The following is a 16,501-nucleotide window of genomic DNA, read 5'->3' on the forward strand; positions in this document are numbered from 1 at the left end:
CGGGCCGCCGGGGTGCTGCGGGTGGGAGCTACTTCTTCTCGTAGTGGTAGCGGGCCTGGAGCACCACCAGGTCGTCACCGTCGACCAGGTAGACGAGCCGGTGCTCCTGGTCGATCCGCCGGGACCACGCGCCCTGAAGCACGTGCTTGAGCGGTTCGGGTTTGCCGATGCCGCTGGTCGGGTCGCGGAGCGCGTCTTCGATCAGGCGGTTGATCCGCTTGACCTGGGCGCGGTCGTTGGCCTGCCAGTGGGTGTAGTCCTCCCAGCCGATCGGGGTGAATACGACTCTCACGTCAGCGGGTGTTCCTTTCGGTCGCCCGCCCTGGCCTGATTCAGGCTGTCCAGTAGCCGCTGCGCGTTCGCGGGCGACCTCAGGAGGTATGCCGTCTCCGTCAAGGCGGTGTAGTCGTCTAGCGACATCAGCACCGCGTTGCCGGCCTTCGACGTGATCTCCACAGGGTTGTGGTCGTCGTTGACTTGCTCGATCAGCGGGAACAGTTCCCGCCTTGCCGTGGATGCGTTAATCGCCAATCTGGATACCTCACAATCGCGTTGCCCCGACTCGACCCCTTGTACCGAAAATGGTACCACTTCGCGCGGGTGACTGGTCGGGCCGATTTCAGGCGGCCGGAGTCGAGGCCCGGCCCCGCTGCCGTCGACCAGGCACAGACAGGCTCGGATGACCAGGCACTCAACCGCACTCAACCGCACTCGACCGCACTCGACCGCACCCAGCGTCAAGGCTGATCGGCTGCAGGTAGCTGCAAAACCCCTGGGCTGTGTCGGCGGGCGTGATTACGCTGCGAAAGATGAATGGGGCTGAAAGCAACAATCCGACTCCGCAGCCTGGCTCAGCTCACCAGCCGTCCGGGCCTCCTCTTCCGCGGGAGCTTGGCCCTTCCCATCGGCCGGCCCCTGGTCGACCACCAGGCCCACCACTGCCCAGCCAGAACCCCGGCTGGCAGATCCCGGCCGCGACGACCCAACCGCCGGCCATTCAGGCGCAGCCTCCGGCGCCAATCGCACCCCAGCCGCGGCCGACATACGTACCGCAGCCCAGCCCGGCGATTGCTGACCCGCAGTCGGTCGCGCCCTGGGCGGCCCGGCCCGCCTCGAACCACGTTCCGCAGTCGCGGCCAGAACCTGCCCAGCGGGGCTGGAGGCAGTTTGCCGGGGTCGCGGAGCTGGCGATGGCGCTGCCGTGGCTGTGGTGGTCGTGGATGTCCATCCAGTTCATCGGCCTGTTCAGCACCACCGCGTACCGGGTGGTGCTGACGGTGGCGCTTGCGTCGGGGGTCGGGATCTTCTTCCACCAGGCAGAGTCGTTCCTGGCGGCCAAGTGGTGGCGGTTGCGGGAGCCTTCGGACCAGGAGCTCGCGCGGATCGCTCCGGCCTGGCTGGCGGTCTGCCATGCGGCCGGGATCGATCCTGGCCGGTTCCGGGTTTGGATCCACGAAGGCCCCGAGACGACCGCACCGGCCACGGTCGGCCGAACGGTCGCGGTGACCAACTGGAGCCTCTACACGCTGCCTCAGCGCAACCTGGAGGCGGTTCTCGCGCACGAGCTGGCGCACCACCTGGCGCTGCCCCCGAAGGTGTCGCTGTTCCTGTACTGGCTGTCTCTGCCCGCCCGGATGACCGGCGTAGTACTGCGGGCCGGCCTTCGGCATGACTTCTGGAAAAAGGTTGTCTGGGCGGTGATTGCGATCCTGTCGTTCGGGGTGTTCGTGCTGTGGTTCGTGACCGAATTCGACTACCACACGGTGCTCTTGCTGTCGGCCTGGTCCGCGCCGTTGCTGGTGCCGTGGCTGTCGCGCCACGGCGAGCAGGCAGCGGACCGGACAGCCGCGGATCTCGGCTACGGCACACCGCTGGTCGAGGTGTTCGCCGGGCGCGAGTTCCACCGGGCACAGTCGGCTCCGGGATGGCGTCCGGAGCGCTTCGGCGTGGGTGACACTCAGCCGATCGAGACGCGCCGCCAGCGGGCGCTGGAGAAGCACCTCAAGAAGCTTGCCGAGAGCACCCACCAGCCCTACCGGATCGACTCCGCGTAGGTGGCCCGCCTGGTCGAGCTGGACCTGTGGATAACTTCGGCCGGCCTTTCGTCGATTCGGTCATCCTGAGACAGGTCTCCGGGGTGAGGCCACCGCCTACCGGGCCCGTCATGTGCCGTTGCTCACCGGTCCGGGGCAACGGGGGCGGAAGGCCACCCGGAGACCGCAAAAAGGCCGGCCCCCGTTTCTTCGACGAACGGGGGCCGGCCCTTTTGGGTTTTGCTGACTAGCGGGTCTCTTCGATGATCCAGTCGAGGTACGCCTGTGAGCCACCGGTGATCGGTAGAAAGATCAGCTCAGGAACTTCGCCGCTGTGGTGCTCCTCGAGGTATTTGGCAATGTGGTCGCGCTTGTCCGTTGCCGTCTTGATCCACAGTTGCCACTCGGGTTCGTGCCAGACCTTCCCCTTCCATCGGTACACGGCGGTGATTGGGGATGTGATCTGGACACAGGCGGCTAGTCGGGCCTCAACCAACCCGTCAGCAAGGGTCTTCGCCTCGTCTTCGGTCGGGGTGGTGGTGAGGGCCACAACGTGCTCAAGCGCTGTCATCAGTTGATCCTTCGAGTTGGGGAGCTGTCCGTAGTGCGGTGGCTCCGAGCGTCCTCTTGAGTTCGGCGATCTGTTGGCGGACCTCATCTTCGCTACGTCCTAGTGCGCCCCAGCCCGACAGGATCATGCCGTCATGACTGAGGCCCGTCCAGATTCCTAGCGCGTTCACGCCGTGGTTGTGCAGGACGAAGTAGAGCGTTCCTTTGGAGTTGACCGCGCCATCTTCGGCGGCGTACCAGCCCATCAGGATCTTGTTGTCCCACAGGCGCATCTCGCCCTGCCAGTTGTAGCCACCCTCATTGAGGGTGACGCTGCCGCGCGAGTTTGTCTGGACGTGGATTAGGTCGTCTTGCTGGGTCAGCATCACCGTCTGAGAGGTGATGACTTCTTGGTGGTTCTGGCTTGTCTGCCAAGCCATCCACCATTCGCCCGACAGAGCTACTCGGTGCAGCAGAGTGACCCCGGCCAGCTCTGTCACTGGCACTTTGAGGGCCTGGGCGATCGCTACGCCTACCGACAGCAATGGTTGCTGTTCGCCGGCCTCGTAGCGCCGAATCTGCCGTGTGGCTACGCCGGCCTTTTCGGCTAGTTCGGCTTGGGACATCTGAAGCTCCATCCGTCTCTTGCGGATCAGCTCCCCTGTTCGGGTGGTGTCGGGTGGTGTGCTCACCCGCCCCAGTCTACGGACCTTGACAAGCGGACATACAGGACCCCATGATCTAAGGCACAAAGCAGACCAAATAGACCGCTTCCGATCAAGGAGTGACTGAATGACTTCGAAGGGTCAGCGGTTCGGTGAGGCGGCAGCCTCCCTCTCTCCGCTCCTGGCTGTAGGGCGTCGCGTGCTGTTTGCGGCGCCCTTTGTTGTGGTTGTGATGGCTCCCGCGGTGGCGTCGTGGACGGGTCTTGTTCGGCTGGGTCGGGAGTGGCTGGACCTGGGCGCGATGGCTCCGCTGGTCCCGCTGACGATCGACGCGGCGGGCCTCTACATGGCGTTGCTTGCCTGGCGGGCGACGCTGGCCGGTGACTCGGCTGGCCTGGACCGGTTCCTGGTGTGGCTGTACGCCGGACTGTCCGCGGCCCTGAACGTGTGGCACGCGGATGCGGTCGGCGGTATGCGCGCGGCGGTCTTCTACGGCATCGCGTCGCTGTCGGCCGCGATGGTCTGGGAGCGCACGTTGCGGGCGATGCGCCGCCAGGAGCTGCGCGAGCTGGGCGCGATCGACTCCCCGGCTCCCCGGTACCGGCCGCTGCGTTGGATGCTCCACTACCGCGAGACCTGGGGCGCGTTCTCGCTGGCGGTTGGTCAGGGCATCTCGAACGGTGACCTTGCCCTCGCGACCTACCGCGAAGCCCAGTCCCTCGTGACCTCTGCTCCGCGGGACAAGGCGTCCGAAGCCGAGCTGCAGGCGCTGATCGAGAAGGCGGGCGACCTGGACCCGGCGCTCGTGGGTCTGACGAAGAAGGCAGCCCTTCTCCTCGCGTTCCAAGAGGTCGGTGAGGTCAACGTCCCGGCCGCCCGGTACTGGCTCGCAGAGCGCGGGCTGAAGACCGACCGCAGCAACGCGCACAAGGTGGCCAACGAGCACACCGCCGCTCTTGCCTCCGCGCCGCACCTGAAGGCGATCGCCGGGGGTGGGCAGGCATGAGCTTCCCGACGCGCTACACCGTCGCGGACCTGGTCCGCGAGATGGGCACCTACCCGCCGGAGTCGGCCGGAGCCACGGCGATCGGTTCGGCCGGTGACGGCAGCGTGGTCTACACCGACCAGCTCAGTACCCGCGCCAACGACCACAACGTGCTGATGGTCGCCCCGGCCGGGCACGGCAAGACCAACACGCTGCGAGGAATCGCAGCTCAGGATCTCGCTCGCGGTGGCTCGGTCCTGGTCGTGGACTCCCGCGTCAGCGGTGCGTCGTTCCGCAAGGTCGCAGACCTGCCGAACCTGATGCACGGCCACCGGATCACCGCGATTCACCGGCTCCTGACCTGCCTGGCCGACGAGATGGCGGCCCGCGCGGCAGCACTGGAGGCAGGCGTCCCGGCCTACATGCCGCTCACGGTCGCGGTCGAAGGCCTCGACATCCTGAAGGAACTGCTGTCCCGCCACTGGATGAGGCTGATGCCGTCCGGCGGCCCGGTGGTCTCTCCGGCGCTGGACGCCCTACGCCTCGCACTGTTCGAGGGCGGCCCGCTGGATGTCCGGGTCATCGCGACCACCCAGCGCCCGCCGTCCGCGTCGTGGCGCGACCAGTTCGGCGTACGGGTCCTGGGCCGTCAGACCCGGCTGGGCTGGGACCTCCTGGGGTGCGGCGAGCCGCTCCAGCCCGCGATGGCCCGGATTCCCGGCCGGATGCACGTCGTGTTCGGCCACGACTACGCGATCGAGACACAGGTCCCGCTGTGGACCGACACCGCGGTTCGGGAGTGGGCCTCCCGAGCCGTTGAAAACCAGCCGTTCCCGTACCTCGCTTCGACCACCTGGGGAGACCAGTGATGAGCACCGCCACCAACAAGACCCTGCGCGTTCTCCGCGCCCAGAGCGCCGCCTACGTCGTCCAGCTCCTCATTGCCGCCTCCGTGGTCGTGGTCTGGTCGCACGCCGACCACTACGGCAACCACCCGCTGAGCATGACCAACCGCCTGTGCGGTGGCTTCGGCTCCGCGGGGCTCCTGCTCCTGGTCGGCCGCGGCCTGATTGACGACGCGATCCAGTGCCGCCACGCCCGCTGGCAGTACCGCTGGGGCTACGTCCTGGTCTTGCTGGTGTGCGGCCTGGTCACGGCCAAGGCCGGCAACTACGTCTCGCTGGGCCTGCCAGTGGTCGCGGTCGTGATGACCGGCAGTACCTTCGGCGCGGTCGTCTTCCGCCAGGGCGAAGCGTTGCTGCCGGAGGACCCCCGCGGAAGCTGGCAGCCGATCCACGAGAACGCCTTCCGCGCCGACTGGGCCGACCTGACCCGCGATCGGGTCGAGTCGCTCATTCAGGACTCCAGCGACCAACGCCTGACGCTGTGGAGCCTCCCGCCGGACATCACCGGCTCGGACCCGCTGCCGTTCACCGCGGTTCTGGGTCCGCTGGACGAGCCGTTCGGCTTCTACCGTTTCGTGCTCGCCACCGCCCGGCAGGAGGCCGGCCGATGAGCACCGGCTACCTGCAGTTGCCCGGTACCTGGAGCGAGTCGGGCCTGTGCGCCCAGACCGACCCTGAAGCGTTCTTCCCCGAGAAGGGCGGCAGCACCCGCGACGCGAAGAAGGTCTGCGAAGGCTGCCCGGTGATCGCTGAGTGCCTGGCCTACGCGCTGGACCACAACGAGCGCTTCGGGATCTGGGGCGGCCTGTCCGAGCGCGAGCGCCGGAAGCTGCAGCCCCAGAAGAAGACCCCTACGCGGGTCGCCGCTGCCGTCAAAACGGCTTCGCGCGAAAACGCGAACACGATCTCTGGCGGGGCCCAGCCTGCGAAGACGCGCGGGCCCCGCCAGTCTCCAGCCACCCCGGACCGGAAGGCGGCCTGATGAGCACCTGGGATGAGCCGCTGGAAACCGCAGCGCGCGAGCTGAACACGACGGTGGACGACCTGGTCGCGGTCGGCCTTGAGTGGCTGGTCGACGTGTGCGCGCCGATCCCCGGCAACCAGTCCCCGGCCAACGTTGCCGAGTACATCGACCACCACCACGACGGCGACTGGGCCGGGTTCCTCACCGACCCGTACCTCAACGACGGACTGGCCGCGCTGGCGATCGAGCGGGCCTCCGGCTCGCACACGGTCGCCGCGGCTGCCGAGCTGCTCCGTGTCGACCTGGTCGACGTGGTCTCGGTCATCGCGGACTGGGCGCTGGCTGCCCCGCAGCCCCGGACGCTGGGTGTCTGGGACGGCGAGGTGATCGGCAACGCCGGTCTGCGAATGCTCCACCAGGAGCTGATCAACCGCGGCCCCGTTCCGAGCAAGCTGCAGCTCGCCGCGGCCCGCTCCTGGGTCGACCACTGCGACTTCCCCGACGTGGCCGGGATCGGCCTGTCCGCGGAGGCGCTGAGCGATGACGAGATCCGCGACGGGCTCGCCGCCACCTACCACGGTGGCTGGCTCCAGTTCCTGGCCGACCAGATCCCGATGACCCTTCCGCGCGAAAACACCAAAACGTCAAACCACGAATCTGGGGAGTTCTGACATGTTCGAGATGACCGATGCACAGGCCACCGCCGAAGGCCTCACCGTGGTTCCCGGTCTGCCGGTCGCTCCGGTGACCGTGGTCGACCGGCTGGCCGCTGCCAGCGACACCGCCGACGTACTGGCCGCCGTGGTCGAAGCCCTCCTCTCCGCGGGCAAGGTCCGCCGCTCCGACCTGGAGGCGCTGTCCAACGGGCTCGGTCACCTCCATGTCGAGCTGGACGAGCTGGCCGACGAGCGCCGCCGGACCGACGCCGCTTCGGCGCTGGCCGGCCACACGGTGACCCTCGCCGGAACCGGCCGGGGGAAGACCTCGCTGGACCTGATGCACCTCGCCCAGCACCGCAGCGAGGACGTGGCCTGATGGCGATCCAGAAGGCGCAAGACGCACCGTGCTGGGTGGCAACGATCCCGCCCGAAGGCGATGAGCTGCACTTCGCCACGCGCCCGCTGGCGATCGCCGCCGCGGTCAAGCTCCCGCCGGGCGCGGTGGTTACCCGTCTGCCGGTCCGCTGCTACCTCGCGGAGTGCGACGGCTGCGAGTACCGCGAGGGCGAGAGCGAGTCCACCGGCGGCCACCACCTGCCCGCGTTCGAGCCGTGGCACATCCTGGGCGACCTACACGACCTGGAGCGGGTCGGTACCGATCTGCTGTGCGAGGCGTGCCGTATCGGCGTCTCGCTCACCCGCTTCACTCCCTCCCCGGCGCTGCGGGCGGCGCTGGCCTACGCAGGGAGCGTCCGATGACCGTCTACGTGGACGACATGCGCCGCAAGGCCCGCGTCGGCAACATCGACGCCCGCTGGTCGCACCTGTTCGCCGACACCTCGCAGGAGCTGGTGGCGTTTGGCGCCCAACTGGGCCTGCTGCCGAGCTGGCTGCAGCACGCCGGCACCTACCGCGAGCACTTCGACGTCACCGACTCGAAGCGGACCGCCGCGCTGGCGGCCGGAGCTGTGGCCGTGGCCTACCCGCGCGGCACGGCGGGCCTGCTCGACACCAAGCGCCAAGACCACGCCGGAAAGGAGATCGACCGATGAAAGACACGCTGCGAGAGGTGTGGGCCACCGCCCAGACCGTGGGGCACGTACTCGAGTTCGTGTTCGCGGGCGCTGTGGTGGTGCTCTTCGTCCTGGTCGGCTGCCTGCTGTGGGCGATCTGGACCGACTACCGCGTCGACGCGGTAGCCGCGGCCGGTGCCCGCCGCCGCGCCCGCGAGACGCCGCTGCGTGACCTGTCCGGCCGGGTGATCGGCTGATGGCTGGTCGCGCCTCGGTGAAGGCCTACACCCGCAAGGGCGCGGACGGAAAGTCCGTCAAGGTCACCCGCCACACCAAGGGCACCCGCCCCGGATCGGGCCGCCAGAAGAGGACGGCGGCCCGCCGGGGCTGGAACAACCTGAAGCAGGCCTACAAGTACGGCCGCCGCAAGAAGCGGCTGGCCGCTACCGCGTTCGCCGTGCTCGGCACGGCACAGATCGGCTCGTTCGTAGCGCTGCGCGGGATCACCCTCGCCGCGGCCTCGGTGGCGCTCATCGCCTCCGCGGTCGCGGCAGTGGCCTACGCGGCTTCGTCTGGCGGGAGGTTGCCGGAATGAGGAGAAGGCACGTACAGGTAGCTCGGCAGCGGGGCGTGATCTCGCTGTTGCTCCACCCGCTGTTCCTGCTGGCCTGGTGGCTCCTGCGGCTGGTCGCCCGCTTCGTCAGTGGCCGGCCTTTGAACGGCATTCACCGCACGGACGCCAACTTCTTCTCCGCGGGTACGGAAGACACCGGCGATAAGCCCTGGTTCGCCCCCGGTGCCCCTACCCAGTGGTCATACCTGCCGGGCTACAAAAGGCTCGCCTCACGCCTCCTGGTGGTGGGGTCCTTTGTGGCGTACCTGCGGTGGCCACGCCAATTGCAGGTGATCGGCGTGGTAACCGCCGGAGTGGTACTCGGGGTGGCTGTGTGGCGGGCCTACGTGGCATTCACCTTGTACCGCCACAGGCGCGATGTGGTGATTCCGGTGCACGTGGCGTTCTGTGGTCTGGTCGGGCACCCGTCCAGCATTCAGGCTGAGGACTGGGTAGAGATCCCGGTCGACTACCTGACCAACCTGGACATGCGGATCAGCCTGCACCTGCCGGAAGACTTCCAAGTCCAGAACGCGAAGCACATTCAGGAAATCGCGATGGCGGTCTGCCGCAAGATCGACCTGGATTTCGATGAGGTCCAAGTCCTTGCCCACCCCCAGACCTCCGCTCCCTGGCTGGAGCTGAGGCACGCCCCGAAGGTGCCCCGGCTGGTCCTGGCCTCCGACCTGTTCGACGCGATGGAGAAGCAGCCGGCCTCCGCTCCGGTCATCGGCCTGACCGCGGGCGACCAGGTGGTCGCGACCGACCTGGACGACGAAGCCCCGCACACGCTGTTGTCGATGAGCACCGGCGGCGGCAAGTCGAACTATGCCTACGGGCAGGCGTGCCAGCTCCTCCACAACGGAGCACTGGTGATCATTCTCGACTACAAGCGCACCAGCCTTAAATACCTCCGCGATCACCCGAACGTTGTTTATGTCCGCGATATCAAAGACATTCACAACACGCTCCTTTGGCTCGCTCTCGAAGGCGAAATGCGGAACAAGATGACCGATGATCTGGATGATGACGAGGTTTTGCCATTCACCCGAATTTTCACGGTCTGCGAAGAACAAAATGTCACCGTCCGTAAATTGTCCCGCTATTGGAAGAAGCACAAGGAGAAGAGCGACCCGGACCGCTCCCCGGCGGTCGACGCATTGGAAGACGTAGCGTCAATGGGTCGTACGGTGCTGGAAAACCTGTTGGCTATTTTCCAGTTCGGTTCGTCCAATGCCGCGGGCGGTTCTGCTATTCGCGAGAATTACGGCAACCGCGTTCTTGCGCGGTATTCAAACCGGGCTTGGCAAATGCTCGCCCCGGAGATTTCCCCGATGCCGAAGAAGAGCGATATCCCCGGCCGGGTTCAGGTCGTCCGGGCGTCGCGTGCGATCGAGACTCAGGTGGCGCTGTGGAGCAAGGAGGACATCCGGACGTACGCCTGGTCGGGTGACTTTTCTCAGCTTCCCAAGCTCGCTCTGGGGTTCCTGCCCGTAGGGGAGGGGCTTGAGAAGCTCTCAGCTCTGCTGTCTGAAGACGAGCTGCCGACCGCCGGCCCCGCGCCGGTCCACACGGTCGAACAGGTCCGCGAGCTGGAGCCTGCAGAGGAGCTGATCACGCTCCGCCAGGCGGTCGAGCTCGGTATCGAGGCCGTCCAGCCAGACGGAAATGACACCTTCGAGAAGGCGCTCATGCGCATCCGGAAAGCCAGTCAGGACCCGGAGTTCCCCGAGCCTGCCGTCCGCTCCGGAGCAGGCAACAAGTGGAACCGGGAAGCGGTCGATTTCTACTACCGCAACCGCATCCGCAGCCGCGTTCTCGAAGCCGAAGAGGTGTTCGACTAATGCGCAACCAGACGTTTTCGCGTTTTCCTGCTTTCGCGCAAAAACAACGCGTTGACCTGGGCGACGGCCGCCAGTTCTGGGCCTGGCTCGTGAACGGCGTACCCACCTTCCCTTTCCGCGGGGCTCCCTCCGGATTGGCCACCGTCCGCCAGCTGGCGGCAATGCGGCTTCAGCCGGGAAACCAGGAGATTCAGGCGCAAATGCTCTGCACCCGCTACCCGCGGCTCGCATACCTGTACCGGGTGGATTTGGCGAAGCCGAAAAGGCCGGCGACCGCGGCCCAGCTCGAAGCCCTCGCGAAGGCCCGCGCCGCTGCGCTGGCCCTGCGGTGCTGGTGCCCGATCTGCCAGTCCACGGCCGATCACTGCATCTCGGTCCGCGAGGGCCGCTGTGGTGAGTGCGTGGCGTCTGGCCGGACCGGCCCGTACGTCGACGTGGTCGCCATGTGGGGGGCCGCGTGACGGCCGGGCAGAGTGTGGCGCTGATCGAGGTCGGTTCACCCGAGCCGCACCAGGAGGGCGAGCAGGCAGGGCCGGATGAGGCGCTGACCGTGGTCGCCCTCGTGGCGTTGTCCGGTGGCCCGATGGAGGGCTGGTGGTTCAAGGTGGGCGACCTGGTCGAGCACCAGGCGGCCGCGGTTCGGATGCACCACACCGCGGCCGACCAGGCGGGAGCGATCCTCGGCTACCGACCCGCCGGCCGATCGCAGCGGCACCGCACCCGCCCCGAGCTGGTGGCCGACCTGTGGCTGTGGACCGGTACGCCGGGTGTCCGCCACCTGCACGAACTCGAAGACCCGCGCGCGCTGACCGGCGTGTCCTCCGCCGACAGTTCTGACCCCGCCGATAGCGTCGGCGGCAATGTGCAAGATCCCGCACGACAGGAGGTTGGTCGACGTGCAAGAAGCGTGGACGATCCGCGAGGTAGCGAGGGCGGCCGGACGGTCGCCGTCGTCAGCGGCATTGCTGGCGAGGGCCGGCCTTCTGCCGGGGTACACCGCAACGGCCGAACTGGCGGACCGCAAGGGAACCGGATTCAAGGGTGCGCAGGTCCCGGCGGAGCTGGCGACGGCGTACGCGGAGATCTTGAGCGCGGGAGTCGCGACAACGCGGCTCGCGGAGTTGATGAAGGGCCAGCCGGAGAAGGTGCTGGCGGCTGCGGAAGCACTCGCGACGCTCGCCCGTACGGCGATCGCCGCGACCAGCACGGAGAGCGGGAGGGCCGCCTAGACGTAGGGCAAAAAGAAACGACCCCCGCGCCGCTCCAACGGCTGGGGGCCGATCAAGTCATCGGGTCGGAGCGCCAACTCCGAAGCCGAGCCACTTCACGTGGTCAGAAATCTGACCACTCATCACCTGCCGAGAGGCTAGCACGTTGAGTAGCGCTGCCCCGGAAATCCGCGCGGACCGTTCGTCCCTACAGCGCGTCGTCGACGCCCTGGGCGATCGTGTCGCAACCACCTCGAACAGAGGTGATCAGGTCTACGCGCGTTGCCCCGACCCCGGACACGGTCCGGACCGCAAGCCGAGCCTGTCGGTGACCTGGTCGAGTGGCACCCGCGGCGGCCTGGTGAAGCTCAAGTGCTTCAAGGGCTGCGACTTCTTCAGCGTGGTTGAGTCGCTGGGCCTGAGGGCATCGGACACGTTCGACACCCCGCCCGCGCGCCCGTCCAGCGACAACGACCGCCAGGCGCGCGAGGAGCGCACCCGGCGCCAAAAGCAGGAGCGCCCGAAAAGGCCGGCCCCCGTGACCCCGGCTCCGGAGGTCGACGCGGAGCCGGTCAAGACCTGGGCTGACGCGGAGCTGATCGCCACCTACGTCTACGCCTCTGCGGACGGCGTACCGGTGTTCGAGGTGCGCCGCTGGTCGAACGGGCCGGTCAAGTACACCGCCCGTTCGTACACCAAGGACGGTCGCCGGATCTCCACGAAGAAGATGCCGATACTCGAGAGGCGGGAGCTGTACCGGCTGCCCGATGTCCTCGCGACGAAGAAGGCCGGCGGCCTGGTCTACGTAGTCGAGGGCGAGAAGGACGCGGACTCGTGGGCCGCGGTCGGGGTGTGCGCGACGACGAACCCCGGCGGGGCGTACATCGCCAAGGACGGCAACCAGTGGCTCCCGCAGTACTCCGAAGCGCTTCGGGGTGCTCACGTTGTGCTGGTGACGGACGTTGACCCGCTGACCCCGACCAGGGGTTACCCCGGCTACCGCCACGTGCTGAATGTGGCGAGCGAGCTGGAGGGCGTGGCCGCGTCGATCGCCGTGGTTCGCCCGCTGGAGGGCAAGGACTCGACCGACCACCTGGAGGCCGGGTACGGCGAAGGCGACCTTGAGCCGGTCGAGCTGGAGTCGCTGGCGGCCCTGGTCGCGGAGGTCGACCAGGTCCACGAGGAGCACGGCGTCTACGTGGTCGAGTCGGCCGCGGCCCCGGCGATCGCGCCAGACTCGGAGCCGGACTCGGAGGCCGGCGGCCGGGTGTACGACTTCCCCTCAGGGCTCGAAGCCGAGCTGCTCGACAACGCCGGTCTGCGTGGCGGTGGGGGAGGCGGCACCGGTGGCGGTGACGGTGGTGGCCACGATGAGGAAGAGCCGTGGCACACGGTCACGGTCGAGGACCACTTCGAGGCGTCGGCGGACGGCATTTTCAAGGTCATCCACGACCGGAAGAACCGGCTTACGAAGCGGTTGCCGCTGTTGTCGGTGCCGGTCAGGATCGTTGCCCGCTACGCGAAAGTGCTCCCTGACGGCGTCCAGCCGGAGGCCTCGCATTACGACCTGCAGGCCACCCGCCAGGGCGAGGAGTTCCGGATGGACCGGGTCGACGTCGACCGGTGGGAGCGCGGCTCGTGGGTGAACGACCTGCCGTGGCTGATCCCGGCGAAGCGCCACCAGGCCGGGAAGTCGTTGCTGCGGGAGGCGATCGAGAAGACCTCTGGCGAGGACATCCCACTGACCCCGCTGTACGGGGCGCTGGGCTGGCAGGAGTTCAACGGCCGGACCGTGTACGTGCACGCGGGCGGGGCGATCGATGCGGGCGGCGTGGTCGACGGGATCACGGTCGACGTACCGCCGGAGCTTCGCCGGTTCGCGCTGCCGGAACCGCCGACCACGATGGAAGACCTGCAGCGCGCGGTGTATGCGTCGGTCGAGATCATGGCGGCGGCCCCGGCCCGGATCGCCGGGCCGATGCTGGGCGCGGCCTACCGGGCGTGCCTGGGGTTCTCGCAGGTGACGCTGTTCCCGGTCGGTAGCCCGTACACCGGTAAGACCTCGCTGACCTCGGTCGTTGCCCAGCACTACGATTCGTCGTCATCGTTCGAGGACATGGCCGGTGTCGGTGCCGGTGAAGACGCCGGTACGACGAATGCCATTGGGGATCTGCGGTTCCTGGCCGGAGACATCCTGTTCCCGCTGGACGACCTGGCCCCCGACAAGGGTCCGGAGAAGGCAGCCGAGCGGCTGAATGCGATCGCGCGGAGCCAGTACAACCGCAAGGGCAAGGTCCGGATGGACCGCAAGACCAACGTCAAGGTGAGCCACCCGCCCCGCGGCCTGCCGGTGGTGACCGGTGAGCAGTCGACCTCTATGCAGTCGGCCGAAACCCGGCTGGCGACGGTCCGGTTCCTGCCGGGCGATCTGGACCTGACCCCGAACGGTGCGGTCGCCCAGCTCAGCACCGGCACGGCACCGCAGGACCGGGCCTCGCTGATCGCGGCCATGGTCCGGTACTACGCCTCGCGCCACCCGCTGACCGCCTGGTTGTCGGAGACGCGCGCCGAGTTGTCGATCGCTCTTGCGGAGGACAACCCCGACCAGACCGACGAACAGCGCAACGCCGACCTGCGGGCCTCCGGTGTCGTGGCTGATCTCGCGGTGGGCTGGCGCGCCATGCTCGACATGGCGACCGAGCTGGGGGCGATCTCTTCGAGCATGGCCGCGGAGCTGTGGGCGTCCGCGTGGGAGGGCTTGCTGGAGGCGAAGCGCCGGATGCTGGACGGCCGGGCCAGCCGGACGCCGGCCGACCGGTTGCGCGAGATGGTCAACGCTCTGCTCCTGGGTCGCCGGATCGCGTTCCACTCCCGCGAGGGCGGTACGCCGGTCAACCCGGAGGCGTACGGGTGGGAGCTGAACTCCTTCGACGGTGGTTACCGCCTGGCCGGTGAGCCGGTCGGGTGGACCGATGGCAAAACGGTGTGGTTGCTGCCGTCGAGCCTGTTCCCGCACCTGGAGCGGCAGGCCAATGCCGAGAAGGAGCCGATGGGCCTGACCAAGGAATCTATGGCTCAGCGCCTGGCCGATGCCGGGGTGATCAAGCTTCCGCCGCGCGAGGACGGCAAGCCGGTCCAGCGGAACGCGGTCCAGCGCCGGATGGGCGGCAAACCACAGTGGGTCTGGGAGATGAACCACGATTGGCTGTTCCCGCCGGAGGAGCCTGAAGACGGCGACCCCGGCAAAGAGCCGGCCCCGCTGCCGGACGCTCCCACCCCGCCACCGGCACCGCGCGCAACGGCCGCCCCGGAGACCTCTTCTCCGCGGGCAGAGCTGGCGCCGGAATCGCCCGTCAGCGCCCCTGAGCGCCCCGTAGAGACCCCAGCGGAGCCGGTGGCACCCACTGGACCCCGGAAGTCGGGCAGGCGCGCTCAGAACCGCACAGCGGCCCCGGCCGCTGTCCCAGCGGTGACCTACCTGACAACCTGGCTCAAGGACCAGCACCCCGAAGCCACCCCGGACGACCTGACGGAGGCAGAGCGGCTGTGGCATGAGGCGATGCGCGGCATCGAGTTCCGCGGCCCGTTCGACACGGCCAAGCGAATCTTGAACGGGTCGCTTCGGCACCAGTCGATCCCGGACCTTCCCCCGCTCGACCAGGCCCAGCTCGCCCCGGTGATGGTCGACATGACCGGTAGCGGCGACCTTCGGCAGAACTGGTGGAGGAGCCGGACCCGCACCATGGGCGAGGCGCTCACCGAAGGCGCGTGGATCGCCAGCTTCGACGTGAACGGCTTCTACCCGTCCGCGGCCGACATCGACCTAGGAACGGGCGATCCAGTCCTGACCGAGAGCGCGACACTGCCGATCGGCTGGCAGAAGCGGCCGGGCTGGGTCCAGCTCGCCGCGGACGCAACCACCGCACCGTACGGGCTCGCTGACCGGCTGACCGCCGGCCTTTGGGTGCCGGTCCCGCTGGCGGTCTACCTCGAGCAAATCCGTGCGCTCCCGGCGGTGAAGGCTTCGCTGATCTGGCCGGAGGCGCGGCGGTGGCTGCGCACGCACGTGTCGATGTTCCGCGAGGCGCGAGCGGTGCTGAAGGACCTGGAGGCCGACAACCTGGGGGCGCGGATGGCACACCGCGCGGTGAAGGCCACCAACACGCGTCTGTTCGGTGGCGCGCTGCGCTCGGAGAAGCACAACAACACGCTGACGCTGCGAGTCGACTGGGCCGCGATGATCGAGAGCACCGCGGAGGCCCGGATGTACCGGGCGCTCGACAAGGTCGACCAGGGCGCGGCCCGCGTGATCGCCAAGCACGTCGACGCGGCCTGGTTCGAGGTCGCCTCTCCGGAGGTGGTCCCGCCAGGCCTGGTGGTCAGCGACCAGTACGGCAAGTTCAAGCCGGTCGGGTGTGCACAGGTCACGCCGCGGATGGTCGAGGCGCATCGGGTCGGCCGGTGGAAGACGATCTATGACGAGCTGGAGAAGGCAGAGGGCCGCAAGTGAAAGGCCGGTCGTGGTTCGGGCTGTTCGGGCGTGACCTGAGCTTGGACGAGACGCTCGAACAGGTGCGCAACGAGCACGGCAAGAAGGCTTCGAGCTGGCTCGCGGACAAGCTGGGGGTTTCGCGCCGGACCGCTCAGCGGTACCTGGCCGGCACCCAGAACCCCTCGAAGCGGACCCGTCAGCGCATCCCGAACGTTGAGCGGTCGGTACGGCGCAAGGTTGCTGCGGGCAAGATCTCCCGCGTGCGGTCGATGAACGTCGGTCGGGTTGTGGTGATCAACCTGTCTGCAGGTGATGAGGACGGGACGCGCGACATCGGCAACGTGTCGCTGCCGCCGGAGATCATGGAGGAGATCGCAGCCCTGTACGCCGATGGGCAGGACCAGGAGGCCGAAGACCTCCTCAATCAGGCGATTGTGAACATCTACGCCAACGACGACCCGCACGACCGGGGCGGCCTGGGGTCGGTGCTCTACATCGACAACTACTCGCCGGGGATGAGCTACCGGAGCGCCTCCCCGCCCCCGAGCTCCACTCCGTAAGCACGTGCTTG

At 68.0% G+C, this 16,501-nt stretch carries 19 protein-coding genes and 1 pseudogene; 16 read left to right on the plus strand and 4 right to left on the minus strand.

Annotated features, from left to right (window positions below; genetic code table 11):
* Positions 1 to 28: 28 nt before the first annotated feature.
* Both AB4880_RS20010 and AB4880_RS20015 read right to left on the minus strand, forming a co-directional pair.
* Complete coding sequence (locus AB4880_RS20010; RefSeq protein WP_344850748.1) at positions 29 to 292, minus strand: Txe/YoeB family addiction module toxin; 264 nt, start codon at positions 290 to 292, stop codon at positions 29 to 31.
* Complete coding sequence (locus tag AB4880_RS20015) at positions 289 to 531, minus strand: type II toxin-antitoxin system Phd/YefM family antitoxin (protein ID WP_344850746.1); 243 nt, start codon at positions 529 to 531, stop codon at positions 289 to 291. The genes AB4880_RS20010 and AB4880_RS20015 overlap by 4 nt, the downstream gene beginning before the upstream one ends.
* A 659-nt stretch (positions 532 to 1,190) precedes the next feature.
* Between AB4880_RS20015 and AB4880_RS20020 the strand changes: the two genes are divergently transcribed.
* On the plus strand, positions 1,191 to 2,054 hold the full coding sequence (locus tag AB4880_RS20020) for a M48 family metalloprotease (RefSeq protein WP_367920985.1): 864 nt from the start codon (positions 1,191 to 1,193) through the stop codon (positions 2,052 to 2,054).
* 226 nt (positions 2,055 to 2,280) lie between these two features.
* On the opposite strand, the gene cutA is transcribed toward AB4880_RS20020, so the two are convergent.
* Both cutA and AB4880_RS20030 read right to left on the minus strand, forming a co-directional pair.
* Positions 2,281 to 2,604 (minus strand): divalent-cation tolerance protein CutA, encoded by a 324-nt coding sequence (cutA, locus tag AB4880_RS20025; RefSeq protein ID WP_344850739.1) that lies wholly within the window; start codon positions 2,602 to 2,604, stop codon positions 2,281 to 2,283.
* On the minus strand, positions 2,591 to 3,274 hold the full coding sequence (locus AB4880_RS20030; RefSeq protein WP_345572105.1) for a helix-turn-helix transcriptional regulator: 684 nt from the start codon (positions 3,272 to 3,274) through the stop codon (positions 2,591 to 2,593). The genes cutA and AB4880_RS20030 overlap by 14 nt, the downstream gene beginning before the upstream one ends.
* 100 nt (positions 3,275 to 3,374) lie before the next feature.
* On the opposite strand from AB4880_RS20030, the gene AB4880_RS20035 reads away from it, so the two are divergent.
* The 15 genes and pseudogenes from AB4880_RS20035 (at position 3,375) to AB4880_RS20105 (ending at position 16,490) form a co-directional block, all read left to right on the plus strand.
* A complete protein-coding gene (locus AB4880_RS20035; protein WP_367920986.1) occupies positions 3,375 to 4,253 on the plus strand; it encodes a DUF2637 domain-containing protein in 879 nt (292 codons plus the stop codon).
* Between the two features lie 41 nt (positions 4,254 to 4,294).
* Complete coding sequence (locus AB4880_RS20040) at positions 4,295 to 5,101, plus strand: P-loop NTPase family protein (protein ID WP_367920987.1); 807 nt, start codon at positions 4,295 to 4,297, stop codon at positions 5,099 to 5,101.
* Positions 5,101 to 5,748, plus strand: a complete 648-nt coding sequence (locus tag AB4880_RS20045; RefSeq protein WP_344850690.1) for a hypothetical protein — start codon at positions 5,101 to 5,103, stop codon at positions 5,746 to 5,748. Before AB4880_RS20040 ends, AB4880_RS20045 begins: the two co-directional genes overlap by 1 nt.
* Positions 5,745 to 5,972, plus strand: a pseudogene (locus AB4880_RS20050) (WhiB family transcriptional regulator); the annotation flags it as partial. The gene AB4880_RS20045 and the pseudogene AB4880_RS20050, both read left to right, overlap by 4 nt.
* A gap of 146 nt (positions 5,973 to 6,118) precedes the next feature.
* Positions 6,119 to 6,772, plus strand: coding sequence for a hypothetical protein (locus tag AB4880_RS20055; RefSeq protein ID WP_344850691.1), 654 nt, complete (start codon positions 6,119 to 6,121; stop codon positions 6,770 to 6,772).
* A gap of 10 nt (positions 6,773 to 6,782) precedes the next feature.
* Complete coding sequence (locus AB4880_RS20060) at positions 6,783 to 7,136, plus strand: hypothetical protein (protein WP_367920988.1); 354 nt, start codon at positions 6,783 to 6,785, stop codon at positions 7,134 to 7,136.
* Positions 7,136 to 7,519 carry a hypothetical protein gene (locus tag AB4880_RS20065; protein ID WP_344850694.1) on the plus strand — a complete coding sequence of 128 codons (384 nt, stop codon included), beginning with the start codon at positions 7,136 to 7,138 and terminating at the stop codon, positions 7,517 to 7,519. Before AB4880_RS20060 ends, AB4880_RS20065 begins: the two co-directional genes overlap by 1 nt.
* Positions 7,516 to 7,812 (plus strand): DUF4031 domain-containing protein, encoded by a 297-nt coding sequence (locus AB4880_RS20070; protein ID WP_344850696.1) that lies wholly within the window; start codon positions 7,516 to 7,518, stop codon positions 7,810 to 7,812. Before AB4880_RS20065 ends, AB4880_RS20070 begins: the two co-directional genes overlap by 4 nt.
* Positions 7,809 to 8,030 (plus strand): hypothetical protein, encoded by a 222-nt coding sequence (locus AB4880_RS20075; protein WP_344850698.1) that lies wholly within the window; start codon positions 7,809 to 7,811, stop codon positions 8,028 to 8,030. The genes AB4880_RS20070 and AB4880_RS20075 overlap by 4 nt, the downstream gene beginning before the upstream one ends.
* Positions 8,030 to 8,368, plus strand: coding sequence for a hypothetical protein (locus AB4880_RS20080; RefSeq protein WP_367920989.1), 339 nt, complete (start codon positions 8,030 to 8,032; stop codon positions 8,366 to 8,368). The genes AB4880_RS20075 and AB4880_RS20080 overlap by 1 nt, the downstream gene beginning before the upstream one ends.
* Before the next feature lie 35 nt (positions 8,369 to 8,403).
* Entirely contained in the window at positions 8,404 to 10,230 is a 1,827-nt protein-coding gene (locus tag AB4880_RS20085; protein WP_367920990.1) for a hypothetical protein, read from the plus strand.
* The gene (locus tag AB4880_RS20090; protein WP_344850704.1) at positions 10,230 to 10,691 is read left to right on the plus strand and encodes an RRQRL motif-containing zinc-binding protein; all 462 of its coding nucleotides are present in this window, start codon (positions 10,230 to 10,232) and stop codon (positions 10,689 to 10,691) included. Before AB4880_RS20085 ends, AB4880_RS20090 begins: the two co-directional genes overlap by 1 nt.
* Before the next feature lie 399 nt (positions 10,692 to 11,090).
* Complete coding sequence (locus AB4880_RS20095; RefSeq protein ID WP_344850708.1) at positions 11,091 to 11,459, plus strand: hypothetical protein; 369 nt, start codon at positions 11,091 to 11,093, stop codon at positions 11,457 to 11,459.
* Between the two features lie 145 nt (positions 11,460 to 11,604).
* Positions 11,605 to 15,948: a hypothetical protein gene (locus AB4880_RS20100; protein ID WP_367920991.1), complete on the plus strand. Its 4,344-nt coding sequence runs from the start codon at positions 11,605 to 11,607 to the stop codon at positions 15,946 to 15,948.
* 41 nt (positions 15,949 to 15,989) lie between these two features.
* Positions 15,990 to 16,490, plus strand: coding sequence for a helix-turn-helix transcriptional regulator (locus tag AB4880_RS20105; RefSeq protein ID WP_345572141.1), 501 nt, complete (start codon positions 15,990 to 15,992; stop codon positions 16,488 to 16,490).
* The last annotated feature ends 11 nt before the right edge of the window (positions 16,491 to 16,501 follow it).

Source organism: Nocardioides ginsengisoli (assembly GCF_039537225.1).
Taxonomy (GTDB): domain Bacteria; phylum Actinomycetota; class Actinomycetes; order Propionibacteriales; family Nocardioidaceae; genus Nocardioides; species Nocardioides ginsengisoli.

Excerpts from the sequence above, each read along its gene's own strand:
- AB4880_RS20020 (WP_367920985.1), top strand. The coding sequence starts at position 1,191 with ATGGCGCTGCCGTGGCTGTGGTGGTCGTGGATGTCCATCCAGTTCATC.
- cutA (WP_344850739.1), bottom strand. The coding sequence starts at position 2,604 with ATGACAGCGCTTGAGCACGTTGTGGCCCTCACCACCACCCCGACCGAA.
- AB4880_RS20035 (WP_367920986.1), top strand. The coding sequence starts at position 3,375 with ATGACTTCGAAGGGTCAGCGGTTCGGTGAGGCGGCAGCCTCCCTCTCT.
- AB4880_RS20040 (WP_367920987.1), top strand. The coding sequence starts at position 4,295 with ATGGGCACCTACCCGCCGGAGTCGGCCGGAGCCACGGCGATCGGTTCG.
- AB4880_RS20045 (WP_344850690.1), top strand. The coding sequence starts at position 5,101 with ATGAGCACCGCCACCAACAAGACCCTGCGCGTTCTCCGCGCCCAGAGC.
- AB4880_RS20055 (WP_344850691.1), top strand. The coding sequence starts at position 6,119 with ATGAGCACCTGGGATGAGCCGCTGGAAACCGCAGCGCGCGAGCTGAAC.
- AB4880_RS20060 (WP_367920988.1), top strand. The coding sequence starts at position 6,783 with ATGACCGATGCACAGGCCACCGCCGAAGGCCTCACCGTGGTTCCCGGT.
- AB4880_RS20065 (WP_344850694.1), top strand. The coding sequence starts at position 7,136 with ATGGCGATCCAGAAGGCGCAAGACGCACCGTGCTGGGTGGCAACGATC.
- AB4880_RS20070 (WP_344850696.1), top strand. The coding sequence starts at position 7,516 with ATGACCGTCTACGTGGACGACATGCGCCGCAAGGCCCGCGTCGGCAAC.
- AB4880_RS20075 (WP_344850698.1), top strand. The coding sequence starts at position 7,809 with ATGAAAGACACGCTGCGAGAGGTGTGGGCCACCGCCCAGACCGTGGGG.
- AB4880_RS20080 (WP_367920989.1), top strand. The coding sequence starts at position 8,030 with ATGGCTGGTCGCGCCTCGGTGAAGGCCTACACCCGCAAGGGCGCGGAC.
- AB4880_RS20090 (WP_344850704.1), top strand. The coding sequence starts at position 10,230 with ATGCGCAACCAGACGTTTTCGCGTTTTCCTGCTTTCGCGCAAAAACAA.
- AB4880_RS20095 (WP_344850708.1), top strand. The coding sequence starts at position 11,091 with ATGTGCAAGATCCCGCACGACAGGAGGTTGGTCGACGTGCAAGAAGCG.